The sequence below is a fragment of the Pseudomonas purpurea genome (genome assembly GCF_039908635.1).
GTDB classification, from domain to species: domain Bacteria; phylum Pseudomonadota; class Gammaproteobacteria; order Pseudomonadales; family Pseudomonadaceae; genus Aquipseudomonas; species Aquipseudomonas purpurea.
The window spans coordinates 3,596,194-3,619,920 of sequence record NZ_CP150918.1 but is presented as its reverse complement, the minus strand read 5'-3'; the positions used below and the strand labels follow the sequence as shown (position 1 = coordinate 3,619,920).

Genomic DNA, 23,727 nt, shown 5'->3' with positions numbered 1-23,727 from the left:
GTGTTACTCCTTCGCCTCGTTGCGGCCCAGGTGGAACGCCGTGACAGCTGCGGCGAGCAGCAGCATCGAGGCGAGTTCGACCACCAGCAGGTAAGGACCGAACAGGCTGATGCCCACGGCCTTGGCGTCTACAGTGGTTTGACCGATGGCAGCACCGCTCGAGTGGCTGAACAGGACGTACAGCAGTTCAGCCAGCAGCAGTGCAGCGAGGATGACCGGGCCACCCCAGATGCCGGGTTTGAGCCAGACGCGCTCCTGCTGAACCGAGGCCGGGCCCAGGTTCAGCATCATCACCACGAACACGAACAGCACCATGATGGCGCCCGCGTAGGCGATCACTTCCAGTACACCGGCGAATGGAGCACCGAGGCTGAAAAAGGTCATCGCCACGGCAATCAGCGAAATAATCAGGTAGAGCAGGGCGTGCACAGGGTTGGTGTTGGTGACCACACGAAGCGTGGACACCACCGCGATACCCGATGCGAAATAGAAAGCGAATTCCATCGTTCTTCCTTAAGGCAGCAAGCTCTTCACGTTGATCGGTTCGGCTTCGTTCTGCGCGGCGCCTTTCGGCTTGCCAGCGATTGCCATACCTGCAACACGATAGAAGTTGTAGTCAGGGTTTTTGCCGGGGCCGGAGATCAAAAGATCTTCTTTCTCGTAAACCAGGTCCTGACGCTTGAACTCGGCCATTTCGAAATCCGGTGTCAGCTGGATCGCGGTGGTCGGGCAGGCTTCCTCGCAGAGGCCACAGAAAATGCAGCGCGAGAAGTTGATGCGGAAGAACTCCGGGTACCAACGACCGTCGTCGGTTTCGGCTTTCTGCAGCGAGATGCAGCCCACCGGGCACGCCACGGCGCACAGGTTGCAGGCTACACAACGCTCTTCGCCGTCGGGGTCGCGGGTCAGCACGATCCGGCCACGGTAGCGCGGCGGCAGGTACACCGCCTCTTCCGGGTATTGCAAGGTGTCGCGTTTGCGGAAGCCGTGACCGAACACCATCACCAGGCTGCGCAACTGGGTACCAGTACCCTTAACGATGTCGCCAATATATTTGAACATGGGTCAAATCCTCACTGAACCGCGCCCGCTGGCGTGTTCAACAACACAACCGCAGCGGTCACCAGCAAATTGATCAGGGTCAGCGGCAGGCAGAATTTCCAGCTGAAGTCCATCACCTGGTCATAGCGCGGGCGCGGGATAGAGGCGCGCAGCAGGATGAACAGCATGATGAAGAACGCGGTCTTCAGCGCGAACCAGACGAACGCCAGTTGCGGCAAGATGCCGAACGGACCGTGCCAGCCACCGAAGAACAGGGTGACCAACAGCGCCGAGATCAGGATGATGCCGATGTACTCGCCAACGAAGAACATGCCCCATTTCATGCCGGCGTATTCAATGTGGTAACCGTCGGCCAGTTCCTGTTCCGCTTCCGGCTGGTCGAACGGGTGACGGTGAGTCACGGCAACGCCAGCGATGAAGAAGGTACAGAAGCCGAAGAACTGTGGAATGATGAACCACAGGTTCTGGGCCTGGTACTCGACGATGTCGCGCATGTTGAACGAGCCAACCTGGACCACGATGCCCATCAGGGCCAGGCCCATGAACACTTCGTAGGACACGGTCTGCGCCGAGGCACGCAAGCTGCCCAGCAGGGCGAACTTGTTGTTACTCGCCCAGCCTGCGAACAGCACCGCGTAGACCGACAGGCCGGCCATGGCGAAGAAGAACAGCAGGCCGATGTTCAGGTCCGCGACACCCCAGGTCGGGGTGATCGGGATGATCGCGAAGGCGATCAGCAGGGCGCTCATGGCCACGACCGGTGCCAGGGTGAAAATCACCTTGTCGGCAAACGGCGGGGTCCAGTCTTCCTTGAAGAACATCTTCAGCATGTCGGCAGCAATCTGGAACATGCCGAACGGGCCAACGCGGTTTGGACCGTAACGGTCCTGCCACCAGCCCAGCAGACGACGTTCGACGAAGCTCAGCAAGGCGCCGGCGACCACGACGGCCAGCAGCACCACGATGGCTTTGACGACCGCAATGATCGTGTCGATCACTTCAGGGGTGAACCATGTCATTGCGCTGCCTCCTGCAGACCGTCAACGGATTTTCCGAAGATTGCCGGTGGAATGCCTGCGATACCGGCCGGCAGTGCTACCAGGCCAGCGCCCAGTTCTTCGTTGATGCGCAGCGGCAGACGCAGGGTCTGGCCCGCTACGTTCAAGCTCAGCAGGGCACCGTCATTGACGCCCAGACGATCCGCTTCGGACTTGGCCAGCGACACGTAGGCGGCCGGGATGCGTTCTTGTACCGGCGCGGCTTTGGAAGAGTTCTCTTCGCTGCCGAACAGGTGGAAGAACGGCACGACTTGCCAGGTGCCTTGAGCAGGGTTGAACGCGCGCGGAACACTGGCGAACCAGTTCAGCGAATCACCGGCGCTTTCGATCAGGCGGGTGCCCGGGTCGCCAGCGCGGATGTGACCACCGACTTCGTCCTGGAACTTGTTCCAGGCTTGCGGCGAGTTCCAGCCCGGCGACCAGGCGAATGGCACTTGCTGACGCGGTTCTACCGAACCCGAGTAACCTTCCATCGAGAAGGCGAACGCGGTGTCGGTGTCTTGCGGTGTACGCGGTTCGTGCACGCTGATGTTGGCGCGCATGGCGGTACGACCGGAGTAACGCAGCGGTTCGCGGGCCAGTTTCATGCCCTTGATGCGGAACGTGGCGGACGGCGCGGCGTCAACGATGCGCGCCAGTTGCGGCGTGCTGGCGGCGCAGGCCGCAGTGACGTGGTCCAGTTGCGTCCAGTCGATCGGCTGGTTCAGCAGGGTGGCGCGCAGGGCATGCAGCCAGCGCCAGCCTTCGTGGACCAGGATGCTCGCGTCCATGTATTTCGGGTCGAAGACCTGGAAGAAGCGCTGGGCGCGACCTTCCTGGCTGACCAGCGTACCGTCGCCTTCCGCGAAGCTGGCGGCTGGCAGAACCAGGTGCGCGCGATCGCTGGTGGCAGTCTTCTGATGGTCTGCCACGATCACCACTTTAGCGGCGTTCAGGGCAGCATCGACACGGGTTTTGTCGGTACGGGTGTACAGATCGTTTTCCAGCACGACGATGGCGTCGGCACGGCCGTCGATCACCGCTTGCAGGGCCGCGTCAACCGATTCGCCACCGAGCATGGCCAGGCCGAGGCTGTTGGCCTCTGGCACGATCAGGCTGATGGAGCCGTTCTTCTCGCGCAGCTTCAGGGCTTTTGCAATGTTTGCAGCCGCTTCGATCAGCGCTTTGGAGCCCAGCGATGTACCGGCAATGATCAGCGGACGCTTGGCGGCCAGCAGGGCATTGGCGATGCGCTGAGCCAGTTCGACGGCTTCGCTGTCCAGGCCTTCAACGGCAGGCGCGCTGGCGTCGAGGGCGTGAGCCACGGCGAAACCGATGCGGGCCAGGTCGTCTGGGGCGGCGTGAACGCACTCTTCGGCGATGTCGTCGAGCTTGGTTTCAGCCAGGCTGGCGATGAACAGCGGGTTCAGCGCGTGCTGGCCGATGTTTTTCACCGCGGCGTCGAGCCAAGGCTGGACGCGCATGGCGTCGGCCATGTCTTCGGCTTTGCCCTTGACCGATTGACGCAGGGACAGGGCCATACGTGCAGCGGTCTGGGTCAGGTCTTCACCGAGGACGAACACGGCGTCGTGGTCTTCGATGTCGCGCATGTTCGGGATTGGCAGCGGGCTGTCTTTCAACACCTGCATGACCAGGCGAATGCGTTCCAGCTCAGACGCTTCGATACCCGAGTAGAAGTGCTCGGCACCCACCAGTTCGCGCAGTGCGTAGTTGCTTTCAAGGCTGGCACGCGGCGAACCGATACCAACGATATTGCGACCGCGCAGCAGGTCGGCGGCTTTGTCCAGCGCTTCGTCCAGGCTCAGCTTGGCGCCGCCTGCCAGCAGTGGCTGACGCGGGCGGTCTTCGCGGTTGACATAGCCGTAGCCGAAACGGCCACGGTCGCACAGGAAGTACTGGTTCACCGAACCGTTGAAACGGTTTTCGATGCGACGCAGTTCGCCGTAACGCTCGCCCGGGGAGATGTTGCAACCGCTGGAGCAGCCATGGCAGATGCTCGGCGAGAACTGCATGTCCCACTTGCGGTTGTAGCGCTCGGAGTGTGTCTTGTCGGTGAACACACCGGTCGGGCAGACCTCGGTGAGGTTGCCGGAGAACTCGCTTTCCAGCACGCCATCTTCAACGCGACCGAAGTACACGTTGTCGTGGGCGCCGAATACGCCGAGGTCGGTGCCGCCGGCGTAGTCTTTATAGAAACGTACGCAGCGGTAGCAGGCGATGCAGCGGTTCATTTCGTGGGAAATGAACGGGCCCAGTTGCTGGTTCTGGTGGGTACGCTTGGTGAAGCGGTAACGGCGCTCGTTGTGGCCGGTCATTACCGTCATGTCTTGCAGGTGGCAGTGACCGCCTTCCTCACAGACCGGGCAGTCGTGCGGGTGGTTGGTCATCAGCCATTCAACAACGCTGGCGCGAAAGGCCTTGGATTCTTCATCGTCGATGGAGATCCAGGTGCCATCGGTGGCAGGGGTCATGCAGGACATGACGATGCGACCACGGGTGTCGTTCTCGTCGGTGTACTGCTTGACCGCGCACTGGCGGCAAGCGCCAACGCTGCCGAGGGCGGGGTGCCAGCAGAAGTAAGGAATATCGAGGCCTAGCGACAGACATGCCTGTAACAGGTTGTCTGCCCCGTCGACTTCGAGCGCTTTGCCGTCTACGTGGATAGTGGCCATGGTTCAAAGTTCTTCGTTGGCCCGGTGTCAGCGGGCGTGGCTAATGGAATCTTGTTATCCGTACGAATCAAAACAGCCGTTCAAGGCGTCATCGCACGAGAGGCGAACGGCACGGACCGTTCGCCTGTTAAAGCGTTACGCGCCGACTACGATCGGCCTTGCCAGAGGCGGGACGGCGGCGCTGACAGGCGCGATGCCGGCTTCGAACTCTGGACGGAAGTATTTGATTGCGCTGCCCAATGGCTCCACGGCGCCCGGTGCGTGAGCACAGAAGGTCTTGCCTGGGCCGAGGAAGCCGACCAGACCCAGCAGGGTCTCGATATCACCGGGCTGGCCTTCGCCGTTCTCGATGGCCATCAAGAGCTTGACGCTCCATGGCAAGCCATCGCGGCAAGGGGTGCAGAAGCCGCAGGATTCGCGAGCGAAGAACTGCTCCATGTTGCGCAGCAACGACACCATGTTGACGCTGTCGTCCACCGCCATGGCCAGGCCGGTCCCCATACGGGTGCCCACTTTGGCGATGCCGCCGGCGTACATTTGTGCGTCCAGGTGTTCCGGCAACAGGAAACCGGTACCGGCGCCGCCAGGCTGCCAGCACTTAAGCTTGAAGCCGTCGCGCATGCCGCCCGCGTAGTCTTCGAACAGCTCGCGGCCGGTCACGCCGAATGGCAGTTCCCACAGGCCAGGGTTCTTGACCTTGCCGGAGAAGCCCATGAGCTTGGTGCCCATGTCTTCACTGCCTTCGCGGGCCAACGATTTGTACCAGTCCACGCCGTCGGCGATGATCGCCGGCACGTTGCACAGGGTTTCAACGTTGTTCACGCAGGTCGGCTTGCCCCACACGCCAACGGCGGCAGGGAAGGGCGGCTTGGAGCGCGGGTTGGCGCGGCGGCCTTCGAGGGAGTTGATCAGCGCGGTTTCTTCACCGCAGATGTAACGCCCGGCGCCGGTGTGGACAAACAGCTCGAAATCGAAGCCTGAGCCCAGGATGTTCTTGCCCAGCAGGCCCGCAGCCTTGGCTTCTTCCACGGCACGGTTCAGGTGCTTGGCGGCGGTGGTGTATTCGCCACGCAGGAAGATATAGCCGCGGTAGGTTTTCAGTGCGCGGGCACTGATCAGCATGCCTTCGATCAGCAGATGGGGCAGTTGCTCCATCAGCATGCGGTCTTTCCAGGTGTTCGGTTCCATTTCATCCGCGTTGCACAGCAGGTAGCGGATGTTGATGGATTCGTCCTTGGGCATCAGGCCCCACTTGACGCCCGTGGGGAAGCCGGCACCGCCGCGACCTTTCAAGCCTGCGTCTTTCACGGTCTGGACGATGTCGTCCTGAGCCATGTCGGCGAAGGCCTTGCGGGCTGCTGCGTAACCGTTCTTGGCCTGGTACTCGTCAAGCCACACCGCTTCGCCGTCATCACGCAGACGCCAGGTCAGCGGATGAGTCTCTGCGCTGCGCTTGATGCGGTTGGCAGGGCCGAAGGAAGTCAGGGTCATACGTAGCCCTCCAACAGTTTGGCGACGCCAGCAGGCTGTACGTCACCGAAAGTGTCGTCGTCGATCATCAGCGCCGGGGCCTTGTCGCAGTTGCCGAGGCAGCAGACAGGCAGCAACGTGAAACGGCCGTCGGCGGTGGTTTGACCCAGGCCGATGCCCAGCTTGCTCTGGATTTCGCTGACTACCGATTCGTGGCCACCGATGTAGCAGACCATGCTGTCGCAGACGCGAATGATGTGGCGGCCGACTGGCTGACGGAAGATTTGGCTGTAGAACGTCGCCACGCCTTCAACGTCGCTGGCCGGGATGCCGAGGATTTCGCCGATGGCGTAGAGCGCGCCGTCAGGCACCCAGCCACGTTCCTTCTGGACGATCTTCAGGGCTTCGATCGACGCCGCGCGCGGGTCTTCGTAGTGATGCAGCTCGTGCTCGATGGCCGAGCGCTCGGTTTCGCTGAGGGCGAAACGGTCTGTCTGGATAAGCGTGCTGTTCATGCTTAGCGGTCCACGTCGGCCATAACGAAGTCGATACTACCCAGGTACGCGATCAAGTCCGCGACCATGCTGCCTTTGATCACCGAAGGGATCTGTTGCAGATGCGGGAAGCTTGGGGTGCGAATCCGGGTGCGGTAGCTCATGGTGCCGCCATCGCTCGTCAGGTAATAACTGTTGATGCCCTTGGTCGCTTCGATCATCTGGAAGGATTCGTTGGCCGGCATGACCGGGCCCCACGAAACTTGCAGGAAGTGCGTGATCAGGGTCTCGATGTGTTGCAGCGTGCGCTCTTTGGGCGGCGGCGTGGTCAGCGGGTGATCCGCCTTGTACGGGCCTTCCGGCATGTTGCGCAGGCATTGGTCGATGATCTTGATGCTCTGGCGCATTTCTTCGACGCGCACCATGCAGCGGTCGTAGGCGTCGCCATTGGCCGCCAGCGGAACTTCAAATTCGAAGTTCTCGTAGCCGGAGTATGGACGCGCCTTGCGCAGGTCGAAGTCGCAACCGGTGGAACGCAAGCCGGCACCGGTGACGCCCCACTCCAGGGCCTCTTTGGTGTTGTAGGCGGCGACGCCGATGGTACGACCCTTGAGGATGCTGTTCTGCAGGGCAGCCTTGGTGTATTCGTCGAGGCGCTTTGGCAGCCATTCAACGAAGTCCTTGACCAGTTTGTCCCAGCCGCGCGGCAGGTCGTGGGCAACGCCACCAATGCGATACCAGGCCGGGTGCAGGCGGAAACCGGTAATGGCTTCGATCACCGTGTACGCCTTCTGGCGGTCGGTGAAGGTGAAGAACACCGGGGTCATGGCGCCGACGTCCTGGATGTAGGTACCCAGGAACAGCAGGTGGCTGGTGATCCGGAAGAACTCGGCCATCATGATGCGGATGACGTCGACCTTCTCGGGCACCTTGATGCCGGCCAGCTTCTCGACCGAGAGCACGTACGGCAGGTTGTTCATCACGCCGCCGAGGTAGTCGATACGGTCGGTGTACGGAATGAAACTGTGCCAGGACTGACGTTCGGCCATCTTCTCGGCACCACGGTGGTGGTAACCGACGTCGGGCACGCAGTCGACGATCTCTTCGCCGTCCAGTTGCAAGATGATGCGGAACGCACCGTGAGCCGAAGGGTGGTTGGGGCCGAGGTTGAGGAACATGTAGTCCTCGTTCGCACCGGAACGCTTCATGCCCCAGTCTTCAGGCTTGAAGCGCGCGGCTTCTTCCTCAAGCTGTTGCTTGGCCAGGTTCAGGCTGAACGGATCGAACTCGGTGGCACGGGCCGGGAAGTCCTTGCGCAGCGGGTGACCTTCCCAGGTCGGCGGCATCATGATGCGCGACAGGTGAGGGTGGCCGGCGAAGTCGATGCCGTACATGTCCCACACTTCACGCTCGTACCAGTTGGCGTTCGGCCAGATGCCGGTGACGGTCGGCACGCTGAGGTCGCCCTCGGACAAGGCGACCTTGATCATCACGTCACTATTACGCTCAAGCGACATGAGGTGATAGAACACGGTGAAGTCGACGCCGCCTGGCAGCCCTTGACGCTTGGTGCGCAGACGCTCGTCCACGCCATGCAGGTCATAGAGCATGACGTACGGCTTGGGCAGGTTGCGCAGGAAGGTCAGGACTTCGACGAGTTTGGCGCGGGCAACCCAAAGCACCGGCATGCCGGTGCGGGTAGGCTGGGCGGTGAACGCCTCGGGGCCAAAACGGTTGTTCAGTTCGACGACCACATCCTGGTCGTCAGCCTTGTAAGGCGGGATGTACAGAGCGCTGCCTGTAGTCATGGTTATTTATCGCTTTCGGTCAACGTAAAGAATGAAGCCAGCTTCTTGTTTCTTTGCAGGAACAGATCTGGATCAGACTTCGTCGGGGCTGCGCAGGTTGGTTACCTGAATACGCTGTTCGCGGCGCGCATCCTTTTGCGAAGGCATCTCGGCGCGGTAAACGCCTTGATCACCAACGACCCAGGAAAGTGGGCGACGCTCCTGGCCAATCGACTCCTGCAACAGCATCAAGCCTTGCAGAAAAGCTTCGGGGCGAGGTGGGCAGCCAGGCACGTAGACGTCCACGGGCAGGAACTTGTCCACCCCTTGAACGACAGAGTAGATGTCGTACATGCCACCGGAGTTGGCGCACGAACCCATGGAGATAACCCACTTCGGCTCGAGCATTTGCTCGTAGAGACGCTGAATGATTGGCGCCATCTTGATGAAGCAGGTTCCGGCAATAACCATGAAATCCGCCTGGCGCGGCGATGCCCGGATAACCTCGGCGCCAAAGCGCGCGATGTCGTGGGGCGCCGTGAAGGCGGTGGTCATTTCCACGTAGCAGCACGACAGGCCGAAGTTGTACGGCCACAGGGAGTTTTTACGCCCCCAGTTGACCGCACCATTCAGCACGTCTTCGAGCTTGCCCATGTAAATGTTTTTGTGGACTTGATCTTCTAACGGATCGGAAACGGTTTCCCGTTCGCCAATCGGGTACTGCTCGTTAGGAGCATCCGGGTCGATCCTGGTGAGATTGTATTGCATTGCCAAAGCCTCATTGTTTCAGCTTCGCCTGCCGCTTAAGACGAGCTGCCGGAGCCCAATCAAGGGCGCCCACTCGAAATAGGTAGACAAGACCTGCCAACAGAATTGCTATGAAAACGAGAGCTTCGACAAATCCGGTCCAGCCGCTTTCGCGGACGGACACAGACCAGGCAAAGAGAAAAAGGGCTTCGATATCGAAGATCACGAAGAGCATCGCGACCAGATAGAATTTGGCTGAGAGCCGCAAGCGGGCGCCACCGGTGGGTAGCATGCCGGACTCGAACGGTTCGTTTTTGCTGCGACCCCAGGCTTTTGACCCAAGGAGGCTGGAGACGCCGAGCATGAAGGCGCAAAGGCCGACGACACCCAGAAGGAAAATGGCAAAGCCCCAGTTGTGGGCCATGAGTCCTGTCGCTTCGGGCATGCTGGTAATCCTTAACAGAGAGCAAGGGTCTCTGAGCTTGATAAAGAAATAAAGCAGTGACGATATGTCGCAGCGCAATCAATCGCGGTGATTTTATGGCTAAACACCGAGCAAGTAAAATTCCTGTAGCGAAATTATTTATAAGAATAAGGACATAGCGTGCCTCCGAAGCCCTGTAAGCCATGCACAGCGGGCATTAGCGAGTTTTTTTTCAATTCAGTTTTGTAGGGAATGTAACGAACATAGTTATTGCTAAATGATAATCAATATTGTTTGGAGTGGTTTTTAAACAGTTAATCGGGGTGCTGGCCGGAAAGTTGTCTTATATGAGGGTTACTGCAAGTAGCGGCCCGGCTCGTTTTACCTTCTTTTTCTGCGCGGTATACCGCTCTGGATCAATGTTTTTGCTTGAGGTGCTAGCGTCTCCTGTGGGAGCGAGCCTGCTCGCGAATGCGGTGGGGCAGTCGACTTCTATTTTGAATGATAAGACGCCTTCGCGAGCAGGCTCGCTCCCACGGAGTTCGGTGATATTTGTTAAATCGTGGACAAAAAAACGCCCCGAACCAGTCGGGGCGTTAGATTTTCGGCAGTGCAGTTAGCTTTTTATTCGGTCTGCGCTGGCCGTGTACTCAGGCGAAGTCGATCAGTGGAACTGTTCTTCTTCGGTGGAGCCGGTCAGTGCGGTTACCGACGACGAGCCACCCTGAATCACGGTGGTCATGTCGTCGAAGTAGCCGGTGCCCACTTCCTGCTGGTGAGCCACGAAGGTGTAACCCTTGGCGGCGTCAGCGAATTCCTGCTCTTGCAGCTTCACGTAGGCAGTCATGTCGTTGCGGGCGTAGTCGTGCGCCAGGTTGAACATGCTGTGCCACATGTTGTGAATGCCGGCCAGGGTGATGAACTGGTGCTTGTAGCCCATGGCGGACAGTTCGCGCTGGAACTTGGCGATGGTCGCGTCGTCCAGGTTTTTCTTCCAGTTGAAGGAAGGCGAGCAGTTGTACGACAGCAGTTGGTCCGGGTATTCCTTTTTGATCGCTTCAGCGAAGCGACGGGCTTCTTCCAGGTCCGGCTTGGCGGTTTCGCACCAGATCAGGTCGGCGTACGGCGCATAGGCCAGGCCGCGAGCGATAGCCTGGTCCAGGCCGGCGCGTACTTTGTAGAAGCCTTCCTGGGTGCGTTCGCCGGTCACGAATGGCTGATCGTATGGGTCGCAGTCCGAAGTCAGCAGGTCAGCAGCGTTTGCATCGGTACGGGCCAGGATGATGGTCGGCGTGCCAGCAACGTCAGCCGCCAGGCGAGCAGCCGTCAGCTTTTGTACGGCTTCCTGGGTTGGAACCAGAACCTTGCCACCCATGTGGCCGCATTTTTTCACGGAAGCCAGTTGGTCTTCGAAGTGAACGCCGGCGGCGCCTGCTTCGATCATGCTTTTCATCAGTTCGTAGGCGTTCAGTACGCCGCCGAAACCGGCTTCGGCGTCAGCCACGATCGGCGCGAAGTAGTCGATGTAGCCAGCGTCGCCCGGGTTCTTGCCGGATTTCCACTGGATCTGGTCGGCGCGACGGAACGAGTTGTTGATGCGCTTGACCACGGTCGGTACGGAGTCGACCGGGTACAGCGACTGGTCCGGGTACATCGATTCGGCAGAGTTGTTGTCTGCAGCAACCTGCCAGCCCGACAGGTAGATCGCCTGGATGCCGGCTTTGACTTGTTGTACAGCCTGGCCGCCGGTCAGGGCGCCCATGCAGTTGACGAAATCTTTCTCAGGGCGGAAGGATGGCTTGGCACCCTGGGTCACCAGGTTCCAGAGCTTTTCGGCGCCCATTTTTGCAAGGGTGTGCTCAGGTTGAACCGAGCCACGCAGACGGACGACGTCAGCAGCGGAGTAAGCGCGTGTCACGCCTTTCCAGCGTGGGTTTTCAGCCCAGTCTTTTTCAAGGGCTGCAATTTGCTGTTCGCGTGTCAGTGCCATGGAGATAAACCTCGTCGCGTCTTGTATGGAAAGTTGTTCTGCGGTGGAAAGTTCCTGTGCCAACTGCGCAATTCAAGGGGCGCGTAGATGGCTGCTCGCTGACCGGAAGCTTAGGTGCTCAAGTCGGGTCTGGCGGGGAAGGCGACGGAGTGAACGAGGGGCTCGGGGATGAAAGCTGAGCAGGTAAGGGCCTACTGGCGGGCGCACTCGGGCATCGTGGGCCTTTGTACGATCATCAGTGTGTTGCCGGGCTACCTATTACGCTTCCGTCCCTCGGGACAACTTCGTTCCAGTCGCAACCTCGTCAAACACACCTTGTGGGCGGTACAGACACGAATCGGCTCAAGTCGGTAAGGTCAGAGCAGCGATTCGAAAGCCCTTGCCAGGGCCTCTGATCAGCGGGAGCGAGGCCATCATGCCTTTGCTTTTTTTGCCCGTCAAACGTTTTGTAGTGCTTTTTTTAAAGCACTACATCTTTGGTCTTATACGACTAATCAGTCAGTTTTCGGTGTGTCAGTCCAGGGCGTCGACTTTCACGCGTAGCGTCATGTCATCCCGGCCTTGAGTCGTGTAGCTGCGGGTCAGGCCCTGTTTGTCGGCCTGAGTCTGGTGATTGACGCCGGCCAGGGTGATCCACTCGCCGAGGCGGCCGCTGACCGTTGTGTCGGTACTTTGTACATTCACTACATCGGGACGTTCCTGGCTCATACGGTCACGGTTGGTACTGATCGCCAGGTGAACGGTTTCGCCGGTGACGCTTGCAGTCACGTAGAAGCCTTGGGTGACATTGCGGTATTGGGTCTGGCTTTGCAGGTGGGCGTAGTTGTTGTTCGGGGTTGGCGAGGGGGTGTTGGTCTGGTTGGGCAGGCCGGCGTAGGCGTCGGTCTGAGTGGTGGTCAGCGGGACGCTCTGGCCGACCTGGATCAGCGCGGGTATGCCTTCGCTGGCCTGGATTTGCTGGATGCCGCCTTCGCGGCTGTCGGTGCTGCGATTGATGATGCGACCTTGGGCGGAGCCGTTTACCGAGTAGCCCTGATCGCCCTGGAAGTTGTTTTCATTGGTGTCGACGGTAATCAGCAAGCGCTTGGGCGCGGTGTCCAATTGGGCGAGAAGGGCTCGCAGCTCTTCGATTTTTCCGGGTTCGGCGTTCACGATGAGTTGGTTGCCGTAGGCGCTGACCTTACCGTCCTTGCCAAGGAAGTTCTGTGCGACGGGCAGCAAGTCGGCGCTGGTACGGTGGTTGAGCGGCACGATCTCGGTGGCTGCCATGACCGAAACACTGCAGGTCAGCAGCAGGGTGGTGAGAAGGGTGCGTAGGGACATGTCCGTTATCTCCGCGATCAAAGGCTTGAGTTTGCCAGTTTGTCGGCCCGGGGTGTGGCAAGTTGAATCGTAGACAGCAAAACGCCCCGGCATCCGAGAATGGCGGGGCGATTTGATGGTGTTCACAGGCTGTTTTTGTGGCTAGGGTTAGGCCGAGTGCCGAACCATGTCCACGTGCGGAATTCCTGCTTCCAGGAACTCTTCACTGACCACGGTAAAGCCCAGGCGCTCATAGAATGCCGTCGCCTGCACCTGAGCGCTCAACATCTGCTGCTTGAGCCCGCGCTTCTCGGCTTCACCGATCACCGCTTGCATCAGCGCATCGCCGACTTTCAGGCCGCGCCAGTCCTTGAGTACCGACACCCGGCCGATGTGACCGTCGGGCAACAAGCGGGCAGTGCCAATCGGAAAGTCGCCTTCGAAGGCGAGGAAATGCACGGCGCTGGCGTCGTCTGCATCCCACTCCAGTTCTGGCGGAACGGCCTGCTCGGCGATGAACACGGTTTCACGAATGCGCCGGATCTCGGCGTTATCCTTTTGCCAGTCTGCGACACGTACGTGAATCTTATTCATCGGCAAACCCCAGGCTTCCTTGCTTGATCAGTTCGCACAACAGGCCGCGGCCATCTTCGTCTTTCAGCCATGGGCCAAGGTTGTCGATGTGCAGTGCATCGGCGGCGCAAATCATTTTCAGCAGTTCGCGCAGCTTGCCCGGCAGGTAACGACTCTGGCCGCTGGCGAACAGCAGCAGGTCGTCATCGACTTCGGACCATGCCAGGCGTGCGCTCGGATTGCGAATCAGCACCGCGCCTTGCTCAAGGCTGGCAAGCAGGTCGTCTTCTTCCACGTCTTCCGGGCCCACCACCAGTTCCGGGTAGCGCGGCTCGGTCATGAACTGGCCGAACCAGGTCAGCAGCAGACGCTCGTCACTCATGTGCTCGGCCAGCAGGCCTTTCAAGCGGTCGAGGGCGTCGTGTTGAATCTGGTGCGGGTCGACGGCTGGTTGGGCGTCGGCATCGGTGTAGCGCTCTTCGTCAGGCAGGAACTGGCTGAGGAAGTCCGTGAAGTGCGTCAGCACTTCGGCAGCGCTTGGCGCGCGGAAGCCGACCGAGTAGGTCATGCAATCGTCGATGGCCACGCCGCAGTGGGCCAGGCGCGGTGGCAGGTACAGCATGTCGCCCGGTTCCAGTACCCATTCAGCGGTTTCTTCGAAATCAGCCAGAATGCGCAGGTCGGCATGTTGCAGCAGCGGGCTCTCGGAGTCGCACATCTGGCCGATTTTCCAGTTGCGCTTACCGGCGCCTTGCAGCAGGAACACGTCGTAGTTGTCGAAGTGCGGGCCCACGCTGCCGCCTGGAGCGGCGAAGCTGATCATCACGTCGTCGATGCGCCAGCTCGGCAGGAAACGGAAGTTTTCCAGCAGCTCGCTGACTTCCGGTACGAACTGATCGACAGCCTGCACCAGCAAGGTCCACTCACGCTCCGGCAGCTTGCTGAATTCGTCTTCGGCGAACGGGCCGCGACGCAATTCCCAGGGGCGCTCGCCGTGCTCGATGACCAGGCGCGATTCGACTTCTTCTTCCAGCGCCAGGCCGGCCAGTTCGTCGGCGTCGATCGGGCTTTCGAAGTCAGGAATCGCCTGACGGATCAGCAGCGGCTTTTTCTGCCAGTAGTCGCGCAGGAATTCCCGTGCCGTGATGCCGCCCAGAAGTTGAAGAGGAATATCAGGATTCATGTGTAACCTATTGAAAAAAAGCACTTTTCAGACTGGAATAAAAACGCCCGGCGCTGCCGGGCGTCTCAAAGGTCAAGCGACGATCAGATACGTTTGGCTTGTGCCACGGCGTTGCCGATGTAGTTGGCTGGGGTAAGCTTTTTCAGCTCGGCACGGGCCTCGGCAGGCATGTCCAGCGTGTCGATGAAAGTCTGCAGCGCTTCAGGGCTGATGCCCTTGCCGCGCGTCAGCTCTTTCAGTTTTTCGTACGGGTTTTCGATGTTGTAGCGACGCATCACGGTCTGGATCGGCTCGGCCAGCACTTCCCAGCAAGCGTCCAGGTCGGCAGCGATTTTCTGGGCATTGAGTTCCAGTTTGCTGATGCCTTTGAGGCTCGCTTCGTACGCGATCACGCTGTGGGCGAAGCCGACACCGAGGTTGCGCAGAACAGTGGAGTCGGTCAGGTCGCGCTGCCAGCGGGAGATCGGCAGTTTGCTCGCCAGGTGCTGGAACAGTGCGTTGGCGATGCCCAGGTTGCCTTCGGAGTTTTCGAAGTCGATCGGGTTGACCTTGTGCGGCATGGTCGAGGAACCGATTTCGCCGGCAATGGTGCGCTGCTTGAAGTAGCCCAGGGAGATGTAGCCCCAGATATCGCGATCGAAGTCGATCAGGATGGTGTTGAAGCGCGCGATCGCGTCGAACAGCTCGGCAATGTAGTCGTGCGGCTCGATCTGCGTGGTGTACGGGTTGAAGCCCAGACCCAGCTCGTCTTCGATGAAGGCGCGGGCGTTCTCTTCCCAGTCGATTTCAGGGTAGGCCGAGAGGTGTGCGTTGTAGTTGCCGACAGCGCCGTTGATCTTGCCCAGCAGCGGAACGGCAGCGACCTGAGCGATTTGACGCTCCAGGCGGTAAACCACGTTTGCCAGCTCTTTGCCCAGGGTGGTCGGCGACGCCGGTTGACCGTGGGTGCGCGAGAGCATCGGTACGTCAGCGAAGCGGATGGCCAGTTCGCGGATAGCTTCGGCAGTCTGGCGCATCAGCGGCAGCATCACGTCATCACGGCCTTCGCGCAGCATCAGGGCGTGGGACAGGTTGTTGATGTCCTCGCTGGTGCAGGCAAAGTGGATGAACTCGCTGACGTTGGCCAGCTCAGGCAGCTTGGCCGCTTGCTCTTTGAGCAGGTACTCAATGGCTTTGACGTCGTGGTTGGTGGTGCGCTCGATCTCTTTGACGCGTTCGGCGTGCTCCAGAGAGAAGTTTTCCGCCAAGGTGTTCAGTACGGCGTTGGCTTCAGCAGAAAATGCTGGAACTTCGCTGATGGCGGCGTGAGCGGCCAGGCGCTGGAGCCAGCGCACTTCAACCAGGACGCGAGCACGGATCAGGCCGTATTCGCTGAAAATTGGGCGCAGGGCCTGGGTTTTGCCGGCGTAGCGGCCGTCAACAGGGGAAACCGCAGTGAGCGAAGAAAGCTGCATGGGGTGTTCTCGGACAGTCGGGCAACGAAATGGGGCGCGTATCATACATGAAAAAATCCGCCGGTCCGTTGCCAACTGACCGGCGTATTACGCGTAACACGGTGTAAAGGGGTTGCTGACGCGACTTATTCGTTACGCATCAACGGGTAAAGCTCTTTCAGCAACTTGCGGCGGCTGATCACCAATTGCCAGCGATGACCACCCAGTTGCCGCCATAGGCGTGCCGAGCGAATCCCGGCGAGCAACAGGGCGCGAATTTTCGAGGCGTTACTGGGTTGCTGCAGGTTGCGCATGTCGCCGTGCACCTGGATACGTTGGCGCAGGGTGCTCAAGGTGTCCTGGTACAGCGCGCCGCAGGCGGCGATCACGTTTTCGTGGGCCGGGCCGAAGTGTTCGACCTGGGATTGGATTTGCGGCAAGCGCTTGCCGATTGCGTCCAGCATGTCGCCGCGCTTGGCCAGTTGACGCTCAAGGCCGAGCATCGACAGGGCGTAGCGCAAAGGCTCGCGCTGCAAGGTGTTCGGGTCGCGCTCAAGGGCGCCGATCAATGCGCGATAGCCCTCGCGCAGGTTGATGTCGTCGCCGCCGTAGACTTCCAGTGTGTCCTTGGGGTCGCGGATCAGCAGGCTGCCGAGCATGCAGCTCAGGCCGGCTTCGGTGACCTGGCCGGTCTTGGCGATCTTGTCCACCAGCACGGCGGCCAGAAACACGCCGCCCAGGGCGGTCAGTTGCTCCTGAGTCGGGCTCATGCCTTGCTGCTCCAGGGCTCGGCGACTTCAATGACGCCACCGCCGAGGCAGATTTCACCGTCGTAGAACACCACCGATTGGCCTGGGGTCACTGCGCGCTGTGGGTCGTCGAACGTGGCACGGTAGCCGCTGGCAGTTTTTTCCAGGGTGCAAGGCTGGTCGCTTTGGCGATAGCGCACTTTGGCGGTCAGCTTGCGCGGTACGCTCAGATCAATCGGGTTGACCCAGTAGATATCGGAAGCGAGCAGGGCACGGGAGAGCAGCCACGGGTGGTCGTTGCCCTGGCCGACGATCAGTTCGTTGTGTTCCAGGTCCTTGATCAATACGTACCACGGCTCGTCGCTGGCGTCTTTCAAGCCGCCAATGCCCAGGCCCTGGCGCTGGCCGATGGTGTGGTACATCAGGCCGTGGTGCTTGCCGATGATTTCACCTTCGGTGGTTTTGATTTCGCCCGGCTGTGCCGGCAGGTATTGCTTGAGGAAGTCGCTGAAGCGACGCTCACCGATAAAGCAGATGCCGGTGGAGTCTTTCTTCTTGGCGGTCGCCAGGTCGTGTTTCTCGGCAATCGCGCGGACTTCGGGTTTTTCCAGCTCGCCGACCGGGAACAGGGTCTTGGCGATCTGTTCACCGCCGACGGCGTGCAGGAAGTAGCTCTGGTCCTTGTTCGGGTCCAGGCCCTTGAGCAATTCGGTACGGCCGTCGATGTCGCGGCGGCGCACATAGTGGCCGGTGGCGATCAGGTCGGCGCCAAGCATCATGGCGTAGTCGAGGAAGGCCTTGAACTTGATTTCACGGTTGCACAGGATGTCCGGGTTCGGCGTGCGGCCGGCCTTGTATTCGGCCAGGAAGTGCTCGAACACGTTGTCCCAGTATTCGGCGGCGAAGTTGGCGGTGTGCAGCTTGATGCCAATCTTGTCGCACACGGCCTGGGCGTCGGCCAGGTCATCCATGGCGGTGCAGTAGTCCGTTCCATCGTCTTCTTCCCAGTTCTTCATGAACAGGCCTTCCACCTCATAACCCTGCTCGATCAGCAGTAAGGCGGAAACGGAAGAGTCCACGCCGCCGGACATGCCGACAATGACGCGCTTCTTTTGTGTGTCAGAAGGGGCTGGATCACGCATAGGGATTCAATGAGTGTCTTGAAAAAGGACGCGATTCTAACAGGCCCGAGCCTGCAAGGCTAAAGAGAAGGGCGGATCAGTTCGAGACTGAAGTGTTTGCCTTCCAGATAATCATCGATGCAGCGGATGATCAGTTCACTGCGCCAGTTTGCGCGCTGTTCCATGAGTTCGCCACGGGTCAGCCATTTGGCGCCGACGATACCGTCGTCCAGCTGATAGTCGGGGTGGTGTTTCAGCGCTTTGGCGATGAAGCAGATGCGCTGATAAGTCACGCCATTGCTCGGGGCGGTGTAGAGGTAAATGCCGGTGATACCGGTCGGCTCGACGTCCCAGCCGGTTTCCTCGAGGGTTTCGCGAATGGCGGCGTCGATCAGGGTTTCGTTCGGGTCCAGATGGCCGGCGGGCTGGTTGAGCACCGTTCGTCCGCCCTTGAGTTCTTCGACCATCAGGAAGCGACCATTGTCTTCGACGATGGTCGCGACGGTGATGTGGGGTAGCCAATCCATGAAGTTTCCTCGATTTTAATGTTGAAACACGGTCAATGTGGGAGTGAGCTTGCTCGCGATAGCTGTAGGTCAATCGACATCAATGTTGAATGATAAACCGCTATCGCGAGCAAGCTCGCCCCCACATTTGTCCAGTGTTCACCATGGGCTTGTGTGAAAGGCCAGAAACAGAAACCCCGGCGCAAGGCCGGGGGTTCTGGTGTTCCCTTACAACTTTACGCCAGCGCAGCAATTGCCGCGTTGAAGGTGTTGCTCGGGCGCATGGCCTTGCTGATCAGTGCGGCGTCGGCGTGGTAGTAACCGCCGATTTCGACTGGCTTGCCCTGAACGGCGTTGAGCTCGGCAACGATGCTTGCCTCGTTCTCGGTCAGGGTTTTGGCCAACTGGCTGAACTGCGCTTGCAGCGTTGTGTCTTCAGCCTGGGCGGCCAGGGCCTGAGCCCAGTACAGCGCCAGGTAGAAGTGGCTGCCGCGGTTGTCGATGTTGCCGACTTTACGCGATGGCGACTTGTTGTTGTCCAGGAACTGGCCGGTGGCCTGGTCCAGGGTCTTGGCCAAAACCAGCGCCTTAGGGTTGTTGTACGTCACACCCAGGTGCTCAAGGGAAGCGGCCAGGGCCAGGAACTCGCCCAGGGAATCCCAGCGCAGGAAGTTTTCTTCCAGTAGCTGTTGAACGTGTTTTGGTGCCGAACCGCCAGCGCCGGTTTCGAACAGGCCACCGCCGTTCATCAGCGGCACGATCGACAGCATCTTGGCGCTGGTGCCCAGTTCCATGATCGGGAACAGGTCAGTCAGGTAATCACGCAGTACGTTACCGGTCACCGAGATGGTGTCGAGGCCTTCGCGAGTGCGGTCCAGGGTGAACTTCATCGCGTCGACTGGCGACATGATGCGGATTTCCAGGCCTGCGGTGTCGTGATCCTTCAGGTACGCCTGAACTTTCTCGATCACCACGCCGTCGTGGGCGCGCATTGGGTCCAGCCAGAAAATGGCGGGCGTGCTGCTGGCGCGGGCGCGGTTGACGGCCAGTTTGACCCAGTCCTGGATCGGCGCGTCTTTGGTCTGGCACATGCGGAAGATGTCGCCGGCTTCAACCGGTTGCTCCAGCAGGGTGCGACCGGCGCCGTCGGAAACGCGAACCACGCCGTCAGCCTTGATCTGGAAGGTCTTGTCGTGGGAGCCGTACTCTTCGGCTTTTTTCGCCATCAGGCCAACGTTTGGCACGCTGCCCATGGTGGTGGGGTCGAAGGCGCCGTGTTTCTTGCAGTCTTCGATTACCGCCTGGTAGATGGTGGCGTAGCAGCGATCCGGGATCACGGCCTTGGTGTCGTGCAGTTGACCGTCGGTGCCCCACATTTTGCCGGAGTCACGAATCATGGCCGGCATCGAGGCGTCGACGATCACGTCGCTCGGCACGTGCAGGTTGGTGATGCCTTTGTCGGAGTTGACCATCGCCAGCGACGGACGAACGGCGTAGACCGCCTGGATGTCCGCTTCGATCTCGGCTTGCTGTTCGGCAGGCAACGCCTTGATGCGGGCGTACAGGTCGCCGATGCCATTGTTCAGATTGAAACCGATCTGTGCCAGCACGTCAGCGTGCTTGGCCAGCGCGTCTTTATAGAACTCGGCAACGATCTGGCCGAACATGATCGGGTCGGAAACCTTCATCATGGTGGCTTTCAGGTGAACCGACAGCAGCACGCCTTTTTGCTTGGCGTCTTCGATTTCGGCGGCGATGAAGCTGCGCAGGGCGTTTTTGCTCAGCACGGCGCAATCGAGGATCTCACCGACTTGCACGGTGGTTTTTTCTTTCAGGACGGTGGTGCTGCCATCCCGGGCGATCAGTTCGATTTTGACAGCGTCAGCGGCGTCGATCAGGGCAGCTTTTTCGCTGCCGTAGAAATCGCCGGTGCTCATGTGGGCGACGTGGGACTTGGAGTCCGCAGCCCAGGCACCCATTTTGTGCGGGTGCTTGCGAGCGTAGTTCTTGACCGACAGCGGCGCGCGACGATCGGAGTTGCCTTCACGCAGCACCGGGTTGACCGCGCTGCCCTTGATCTTGTCGTAGCGGGACTTGGCGTCCTTGTCAGCGTCGCTGGTGACGGTTTCCGGGTAGTCCGGTAGTGCAAAGCCCTGGGCTTGCAGCTCTTTGATCGCAGCCTGCAACTGGGGAACCGAAGCGCTGATGTTCGGCAGCTTGATGATGTTGGCTTCAGGCGTAACGGCCAGGTCGCCCAGTTCGGCGAGGTGGTCGGCTACGGCTTTGTCACCCAATTGCTCGGGGAAGCTGGCCAGGATGCGCCCAGCCAGCGAGATGTCGCGGGTTTCCACGGCGATATCGGCGCAAGCGGTGAACGCTTCAACGATAGGCAACAGCGAATAGGTGGCGAGGGCGGGAGCTTCGTCGGTGAAGGTATAGATGATCTTCGAGCGGGTGGGCATATTCGGATTAACTCTCTTCTTTGCTAAAGCGTGCGCAGAAACTCGAGGTGCGCTGGGTAAGCGCGTTCGTTCAAAGTCATCCATGAGCCGAATTGTCGAGTTGTCTTCGCGGTGATGTTGGGTGCATCAGTCGAGCGTCAAGCGGGTGGACTGCGGTAACAGCCCGGCTTTTTCAGGCCCAAGGTCTTGTGCTAGAGCGGTCGGCCGTCGTGACTCTGTGGTCAGCGGCGGCATTATACATAGGTCGCTGGCAAAACGCCGATGGTTCATGGGAAACCGCTCTCGTCCATTGGTCTAAAGGTCGCAGGCAGGCGTGGGGCGTAGAGTCGCCGGATGTGCTCAAGTTTGGCGCTTTTCCCTTTGCTTTCAGGCTTGTAGGCCGCGAACTGTACCGCCTCGCGGCAGATCGGTGGAACATGAGGTTCCCGTCCAGATTCAACTGGGGTACGCTCGGACGCAGCCAGATGTTCAATCCACAAAACGGAGTTCAGCATGGGATACAAGAAGATTCAGGTTCCAGCAGTCGGCGACAAAATCACCGTCAATGCAGACCATTCTCTCAATGTTCCTAACAACCCGATCATCCCTTTTATCGAAGGTGATGGTATTGGCGTTGATATCAGCCCGGTCATGATCAAGGTTGTCGATGCTGCTGTTAAGAAAGCTTACGGCGGCGAGCGCAAAATTTCCTGGATGGAAGTCTACGCCGGGGAAAAAGCTACTCAGGTTTACGATCAGGACACCTGGCTGCCTCAGGAAACCCTGGATGCAGTCAAGGATTACGTAGTTTCCATCAAGGGCCCATTGACCACGCCGGTCGGTGGCGGCATCCGTTCGCTGAACGTTGCCCTGCGCCAGCAACTCGACCTTTATGTGTGCCTGCGCCCGGTGCGCTGGTTCGAAGGCGTGCCTAGCCCGGTCAAGAAGCCAGGCGACGTCGACATGACGATCTTCCGTGAGAACTCGGAAGACATCTACGCCGGTATCGAGTGGAAGGCCGGTTCGCCGGAAGCGACCAAGGTCATCAAGTTCCTCAAAGAAGAAATGGGCGTCACCAAGATCCGTTTCGACGAAAACTGCGGCATCGGCGTCAAGCCGGTTTCCCTGGAAGGCACCAAGCGCCTGGCACGCAAGGCCCTGCAATATGTGGTCGACAATGATCGCGATTCGCTGACCATCGTCCACAAAGGCAACATCATGAAGTTCACCGAAGGTGCCTTCAAGGAGTGGGCCCTACGAAGTGGCGGCGCAAGAGTTCGGCGCCACCCTGCTCGACGGTGGTCCGTGGATGCAGTTCAAGAACCCGAAAACCGGCAAGAACGTCATCGTCAAGGATGCCATCGCGGACGCCATGCTCCAGCAGATCCTGCTGCGCCCGACCGAATACGATGTGATCGCGACCCTGAACCTGAACGGCGACTACCTGTCCGACGCCCTGGCGGCTGAAGTGGGTGGCATTGGTATCGCGCCAGGTGCCAACCTGTCCGACACCGTGGCCATGTTCGAAGCGACCCACGGTACTGCGCCAAAATACGCCGGCAAAGACCAGGTGAACCCGGGTTCGCTGATCCTGTCTGCTGAAATGATGCTGCGCCACATGGGCTGGACCGAAGCGGCCGACCTGATCATCAAGGGCACCAACGGTGCTATCTCGGCCAAGACCGTGACCTATGACTTCGAGCGTCTGATGGACGGCGCCAAGCTGCTGTCTTCTTCCGCGTTCGGTGATGCGCTGATCTCTCACATGTAAGCTGATCGGCTCTAAACGAAGCCGGCCAACTCAATCCCTTGAGTCGGCCGGTTTTTTTATGACTGGATGTTTGGTTCTACGTTAAGCCGTAACGGTGTGTTGCGTGGTGGCAATGGCAATCGGCTGGATTTCCTTGGCGGCGGCGCTGCCGATATTCACGGCATGCAGGCCCTTGGGGCCCTGAATGATCTCGAAGCTCACGGGCTGGCCGGCTTTCAGGGTTTTGTAGCCGTCCATCTGAATGGCCGAGTAATGGGCGAACAAATCTTCAGTTTTGCCGTCCTCATTGATGAAACCGTAACCCTTGGCGTTGTTAAACCACTTGACCTTGCCATTGATCTTGACGCCTGACATACCCAACTCCCTCTGCAACAGACTCCATCACTGGAGTATCATCCAGTACATCCGCAGTCAGCCTTGTTAAATAAGGTTGACTCCGCGGACCTTTTTTACCCACTGTGGGCTCTATTGGTTGTAACACCGTTTTGCCGATAGTCAAGGTGACCAAGCAGTCGGAGTTGAAAAGCTCTGGGGCCGCCCCCACCACTGTATTCGCTCAACTAACGAACCTTTCTTTCCATGCATGCAATCAGCCAGATTCGACTAACATTCAATCAGGATCGCCCGGATTTACACGACGACGATTCCTCGGGCGTTGCTGTACAGGAGGCCAAGCCTGCATTGCAGGCGCCGCCGATGTACAAGGTGGTTTTGTTCAATGATGACTACACACCGATGGATTTCGTCGTCGAAGTGCTCGAGGTGTTTTTTAACCTGAATCGCGAGCTGGCGACCAAGGTAATGCTGGCCGTTCACACAGAAGGACGGGCAGTATGTGGAGTGTTTACCCGCGACATCGCCGAGACCAAGGCCATGCAGGTCAACCAGTACGCCAGGGAAAGCCAGCATCCGCTACTCTGTGAAATCGAGAAGGACGGTTAACG

General features: G+C 59.5%; 20 protein-coding genes and 1 pseudogene. 2 read left to right on the top strand and 19 right to left on the bottom strand.

All coding sequences use genetic code 11. From position 1 onward, the window contains the following. Positions 1 to 3 precede the first annotated feature (3 nt). The 18 genes from nuoJ to AABM54_RS16235 all read right to left on the bottom strand — a co-directional run bounded on the left by nuoJ (position 4) and on the right by AABM54_RS16235 (position 21,033). Positions 4 to 504 carry an NADH-quinone oxidoreductase subunit J gene (gene nuoJ, locus AABM54_RS16320; protein ID WP_347901038.1) on the bottom strand — a complete coding sequence of 167 codons (501 nt, stop codon included), beginning with the start codon at positions 502 to 504 and terminating at the stop codon, positions 4 to 6. 9 nt (positions 505 to 513) lie between these two features. Continuing rightward, on the bottom strand, positions 514 to 1,062 hold the full coding sequence (gene nuoI / locus AABM54_RS16315) for an NADH-quinone oxidoreductase subunit NuoI (protein ID WP_347901037.1): 549 nt from the start codon (positions 1,060 to 1,062) through the stop codon (positions 514 to 516). Positions 1,063 to 1,073: 11 nt separating this feature from the next. Further along, positions 1,074 to 2,081: an NADH-quinone oxidoreductase subunit NuoH gene (gene nuoH, locus AABM54_RS16310; protein ID WP_347901036.1), complete on the bottom strand. Its 1,008-nt coding sequence runs from the start codon at positions 2,079 to 2,081 to the stop codon at positions 1,074 to 1,076. Continuing rightward, positions 2,078 to 4,792: an NADH-quinone oxidoreductase subunit NuoG gene (gene nuoG, locus AABM54_RS16305; RefSeq protein WP_347901035.1), complete on the bottom strand. Its 2,715-nt coding sequence runs from the start codon at positions 4,790 to 4,792 to the stop codon at positions 2,078 to 2,080. Before nuoG ends, nuoH begins: the two co-directional genes overlap by 4 nt. A 135-nt stretch (positions 4,793 to 4,927) precedes the next feature. After that, entirely contained in the window at positions 4,928 to 6,283 is a 1,356-nt protein-coding gene (gene nuoF, locus AABM54_RS16300; protein ID WP_347901034.1) for an NADH-quinone oxidoreductase subunit NuoF, read from the bottom strand. Further along, positions 6,280 to 6,777 carry an NADH-quinone oxidoreductase subunit NuoE gene (gene nuoE, locus AABM54_RS16295; protein ID WP_007970445.1) on the bottom strand — a complete coding sequence of 166 codons (498 nt, stop codon included), beginning with the start codon at positions 6,775 to 6,777 and terminating at the stop codon, positions 6,280 to 6,282. Before nuoE ends, nuoF begins: the two co-directional genes overlap by 4 nt. A gap of 2 nt (positions 6,778 to 6,779) precedes the next feature. Next, positions 6,780 to 8,564, bottom strand: a complete 1,785-nt coding sequence (gene nuoC, locus AABM54_RS16290; RefSeq protein ID WP_347901033.1) for an NADH-quinone oxidoreductase subunit C/D — start codon at positions 8,562 to 8,564, stop codon at positions 6,780 to 6,782. Positions 8,565 to 8,636: 72 nt separating this feature from the next. Continuing rightward, on the bottom strand, positions 8,637 to 9,311 hold the full coding sequence (locus AABM54_RS16285) for an NADH-quinone oxidoreductase subunit B (protein WP_347901032.1): 675 nt from the start codon (positions 9,309 to 9,311) through the stop codon (positions 8,637 to 8,639). 10 nt (positions 9,312 to 9,321) lie between these two features. Beyond that, positions 9,322 to 9,735, bottom strand: coding sequence for an NADH-quinone oxidoreductase subunit A (locus AABM54_RS16280; protein WP_008146033.1), 414 nt, complete (start codon positions 9,733 to 9,735; stop codon positions 9,322 to 9,324). 643 nt (positions 9,736 to 10,378) lie between these two features. Then, the gene (gene aceA / locus AABM54_RS16275) at positions 10,379 to 11,704 is read right to left on the bottom strand and encodes an isocitrate lyase (protein ID WP_347901031.1); all 1,326 of its coding nucleotides are present in this window, start codon (positions 11,702 to 11,704) and stop codon (positions 10,379 to 10,381) included. Positions 11,705 to 12,217: 513 nt separating this feature from the next. Next, entirely contained in the window at positions 12,218 to 13,027 is an 810-nt protein-coding gene (locus AABM54_RS16270; RefSeq protein ID WP_347901030.1) for a secretin N-terminal domain-containing protein, read from the bottom strand. Between the two features lie 147 nt (positions 13,028 to 13,174). Beyond that, positions 13,175 to 13,600, bottom strand: coding sequence for a GNAT family N-acetyltransferase (locus tag AABM54_RS16265; RefSeq protein ID WP_347901029.1), 426 nt, complete (start codon positions 13,598 to 13,600; stop codon positions 13,175 to 13,177). Beyond that, positions 13,593 to 14,762 carry a cupin domain-containing protein gene (locus AABM54_RS16260; protein ID WP_347901028.1) on the bottom strand — a complete coding sequence of 390 codons (1,170 nt, stop codon included), beginning with the start codon at positions 14,760 to 14,762 and terminating at the stop codon, positions 13,593 to 13,595. Before AABM54_RS16260 ends, AABM54_RS16265 begins: the two co-directional genes overlap by 8 nt. A gap of 83 nt (positions 14,763 to 14,845) precedes the next feature. Continuing rightward, positions 14,846 to 16,216 (bottom strand): adenylosuccinate lyase, encoded by a 1,371-nt coding sequence (gene purB, locus AABM54_RS16255; RefSeq protein ID WP_347901027.1) that lies wholly within the window; start codon positions 16,214 to 16,216, stop codon positions 14,846 to 14,848. A 125-nt stretch (positions 16,217 to 16,341) separates the two neighbouring features. Further along, positions 16,342 to 16,965 (bottom strand): high frequency lysogenization protein HflD, encoded by a 624-nt coding sequence (gene hflD, locus AABM54_RS16250; RefSeq protein ID WP_347901026.1) that lies wholly within the window; start codon positions 16,963 to 16,965, stop codon positions 16,342 to 16,344. Beyond that, complete coding sequence (gene mnmA, locus AABM54_RS16245; protein ID WP_347901025.1) at positions 16,962 to 18,086, bottom strand: tRNA 2-thiouridine(34) synthase MnmA; 1,125 nt, start codon at positions 18,084 to 18,086, stop codon at positions 16,962 to 16,964. The genes hflD and mnmA overlap by 4 nt, the downstream gene beginning before the upstream one ends. A 59-nt stretch (positions 18,087 to 18,145) precedes the next feature. Continuing rightward, entirely contained in the window at positions 18,146 to 18,592 is a 447-nt protein-coding gene (locus AABM54_RS16240) for an NUDIX hydrolase (protein WP_347901024.1), read from the bottom strand. A gap of 215 nt (positions 18,593 to 18,807) precedes the next feature. Next, the gene (locus AABM54_RS16235) at positions 18,808 to 21,033 is read right to left on the bottom strand and encodes an NADP-dependent isocitrate dehydrogenase (RefSeq protein WP_347901023.1); all 2,226 of its coding nucleotides are present in this window, start codon (positions 21,031 to 21,033) and stop codon (positions 18,808 to 18,810) included. A 492-nt stretch (positions 21,034 to 21,525) separates the two neighbouring features. On the opposite strand from AABM54_RS16235, the pseudogene icd reads away from it, so the two are divergent. Then, positions 21,526 to 22,783 (top strand): annotated as a pseudogene (gene icd, locus AABM54_RS16230) (NADP-dependent isocitrate dehydrogenase). 81 nt (positions 22,784 to 22,864) lie between these two features. On the opposite strand, the gene cspD reads toward icd, so the two are convergent. After that, entirely contained in the window at positions 22,865 to 23,137 is a 273-nt protein-coding gene (cspD, locus tag AABM54_RS16225; protein WP_347901022.1) for a cold shock domain-containing protein CspD, read from the bottom strand. Positions 23,138 to 23,362: 225 nt separating this feature from the next. Here cspD and clpS point away from each other — a divergent pair, with 225 nt between their 5' ends. Then, on the top strand, positions 23,363 to 23,725 hold the full coding sequence (clpS, locus tag AABM54_RS16220) for an ATP-dependent Clp protease adapter ClpS (RefSeq protein WP_347901021.1): 363 nt from the start codon (positions 23,363 to 23,365) through the stop codon (positions 23,723 to 23,725). Positions 23,726 to 23,727 lie beyond the last annotated feature (2 nt).

Bases quoted from the DNA above. Each gene is read 5' to 3' on its own strand.
- nuoJ (WP_347901038.1), bottom strand. From the start codon at position 504: ATGGAATTCGCTTTCTATTTCGCATCGGGTATCGCGGTGGTGTCCACG.
- nuoI (WP_347901037.1), bottom strand. From the start codon at position 1,062: ATGTTCAAATATATTGGCGACATCGTTAAGGGTACTGGTACCCAGTTG.
- nuoH (WP_347901036.1), bottom strand. From the start codon at position 2,081: ATGACATGGTTCACCCCTGAAGTGATCGACACGATCATTGCGGTCGTC.
- nuoG (WP_347901035.1), bottom strand. From the start codon at position 4,792: ATGGCCACTATCCACGTAGACGGCAAAGCGCTCGAAGTCGACGGGGCA.
- nuoF (WP_347901034.1), bottom strand. From the start codon at position 6,283: ATGACCCTGACTTCCTTCGGCCCTGCCAACCGCATCAAGCGCAGCGCA.
- nuoE (WP_007970445.1), bottom strand. From the start codon at position 6,777: ATGAACAGCACGCTTATCCAGACAGACCGTTTCGCCCTCAGCGAAACC.
- nuoC (WP_347901033.1), bottom strand. From the start codon at position 8,564: ATGACTACAGGCAGCGCTCTGTACATCCCGCCTTACAAGGCTGACGAC.
- AABM54_RS16285 (WP_347901032.1), bottom strand. From the start codon at position 9,311: ATGCAATACAATCTCACCAGGATCGACCCGGATGCTCCTAACGAGCAG.
- AABM54_RS16280 (WP_008146033.1), bottom strand. From the start codon at position 9,735: ATGCCCGAAGCGACAGGACTCATGGCCCACAACTGGGGCTTTGCCATT.
- aceA (WP_347901031.1), bottom strand. From the start codon at position 11,704: ATGGCACTGACACGCGAACAGCAAATTGCAGCCCTTGAAAAAGACTGG.
- AABM54_RS16270 (WP_347901030.1), bottom strand. From the start codon at position 13,027: ATGTCCCTACGCACCCTTCTCACCACCCTGCTGCTGACCTGCAGTGTT.
- AABM54_RS16265 (WP_347901029.1), bottom strand. From the start codon at position 13,600: ATGAATAAGATTCACGTACGTGTCGCAGACTGGCAAAAGGATAACGCC.
- AABM54_RS16260 (WP_347901028.1), bottom strand. From the start codon at position 14,762: ATGAATCCTGATATTCCTCTTCAACTTCTGGGCGGCATCACGGCACGG.
- purB (WP_347901027.1), bottom strand. From the start codon at position 16,216: ATGCAGCTTTCTTCGCTCACTGCGGTTTCCCCTGTTGACGGCCGCTAC.
- hflD (WP_347901026.1), bottom strand. From the start codon at position 16,965: ATGAGCCCGACTCAGGAGCAACTGACCGCCCTGGGCGGCGTGTTTCTG.
- mnmA (WP_347901025.1), bottom strand. From the start codon at position 18,086: ATGCGTGATCCAGCCCCTTCTGACACACAAAAGAAGCGCGTCATTGTC.
- AABM54_RS16240 (WP_347901024.1), bottom strand. From the start codon at position 18,592: ATGGATTGGCTACCCCACATCACCGTCGCGACCATCGTCGAAGACAAT.
- AABM54_RS16235 (WP_347901023.1), bottom strand. From the start codon at position 21,033: ATGCCCACCCGCTCGAAGATCATCTATACCTTCACCGACGAAGCTCCC.
- cspD (WP_347901022.1), bottom strand. From the start codon at position 23,137: ATGTCAGGCGTCAAGATCAATGGCAAGGTCAAGTGGTTTAACAACGCC.
- clpS (WP_347901021.1), top strand. From the start codon at position 23,363: ATGCATGCAATCAGCCAGATTCGACTAACATTCAATCAGGATCGCCCG.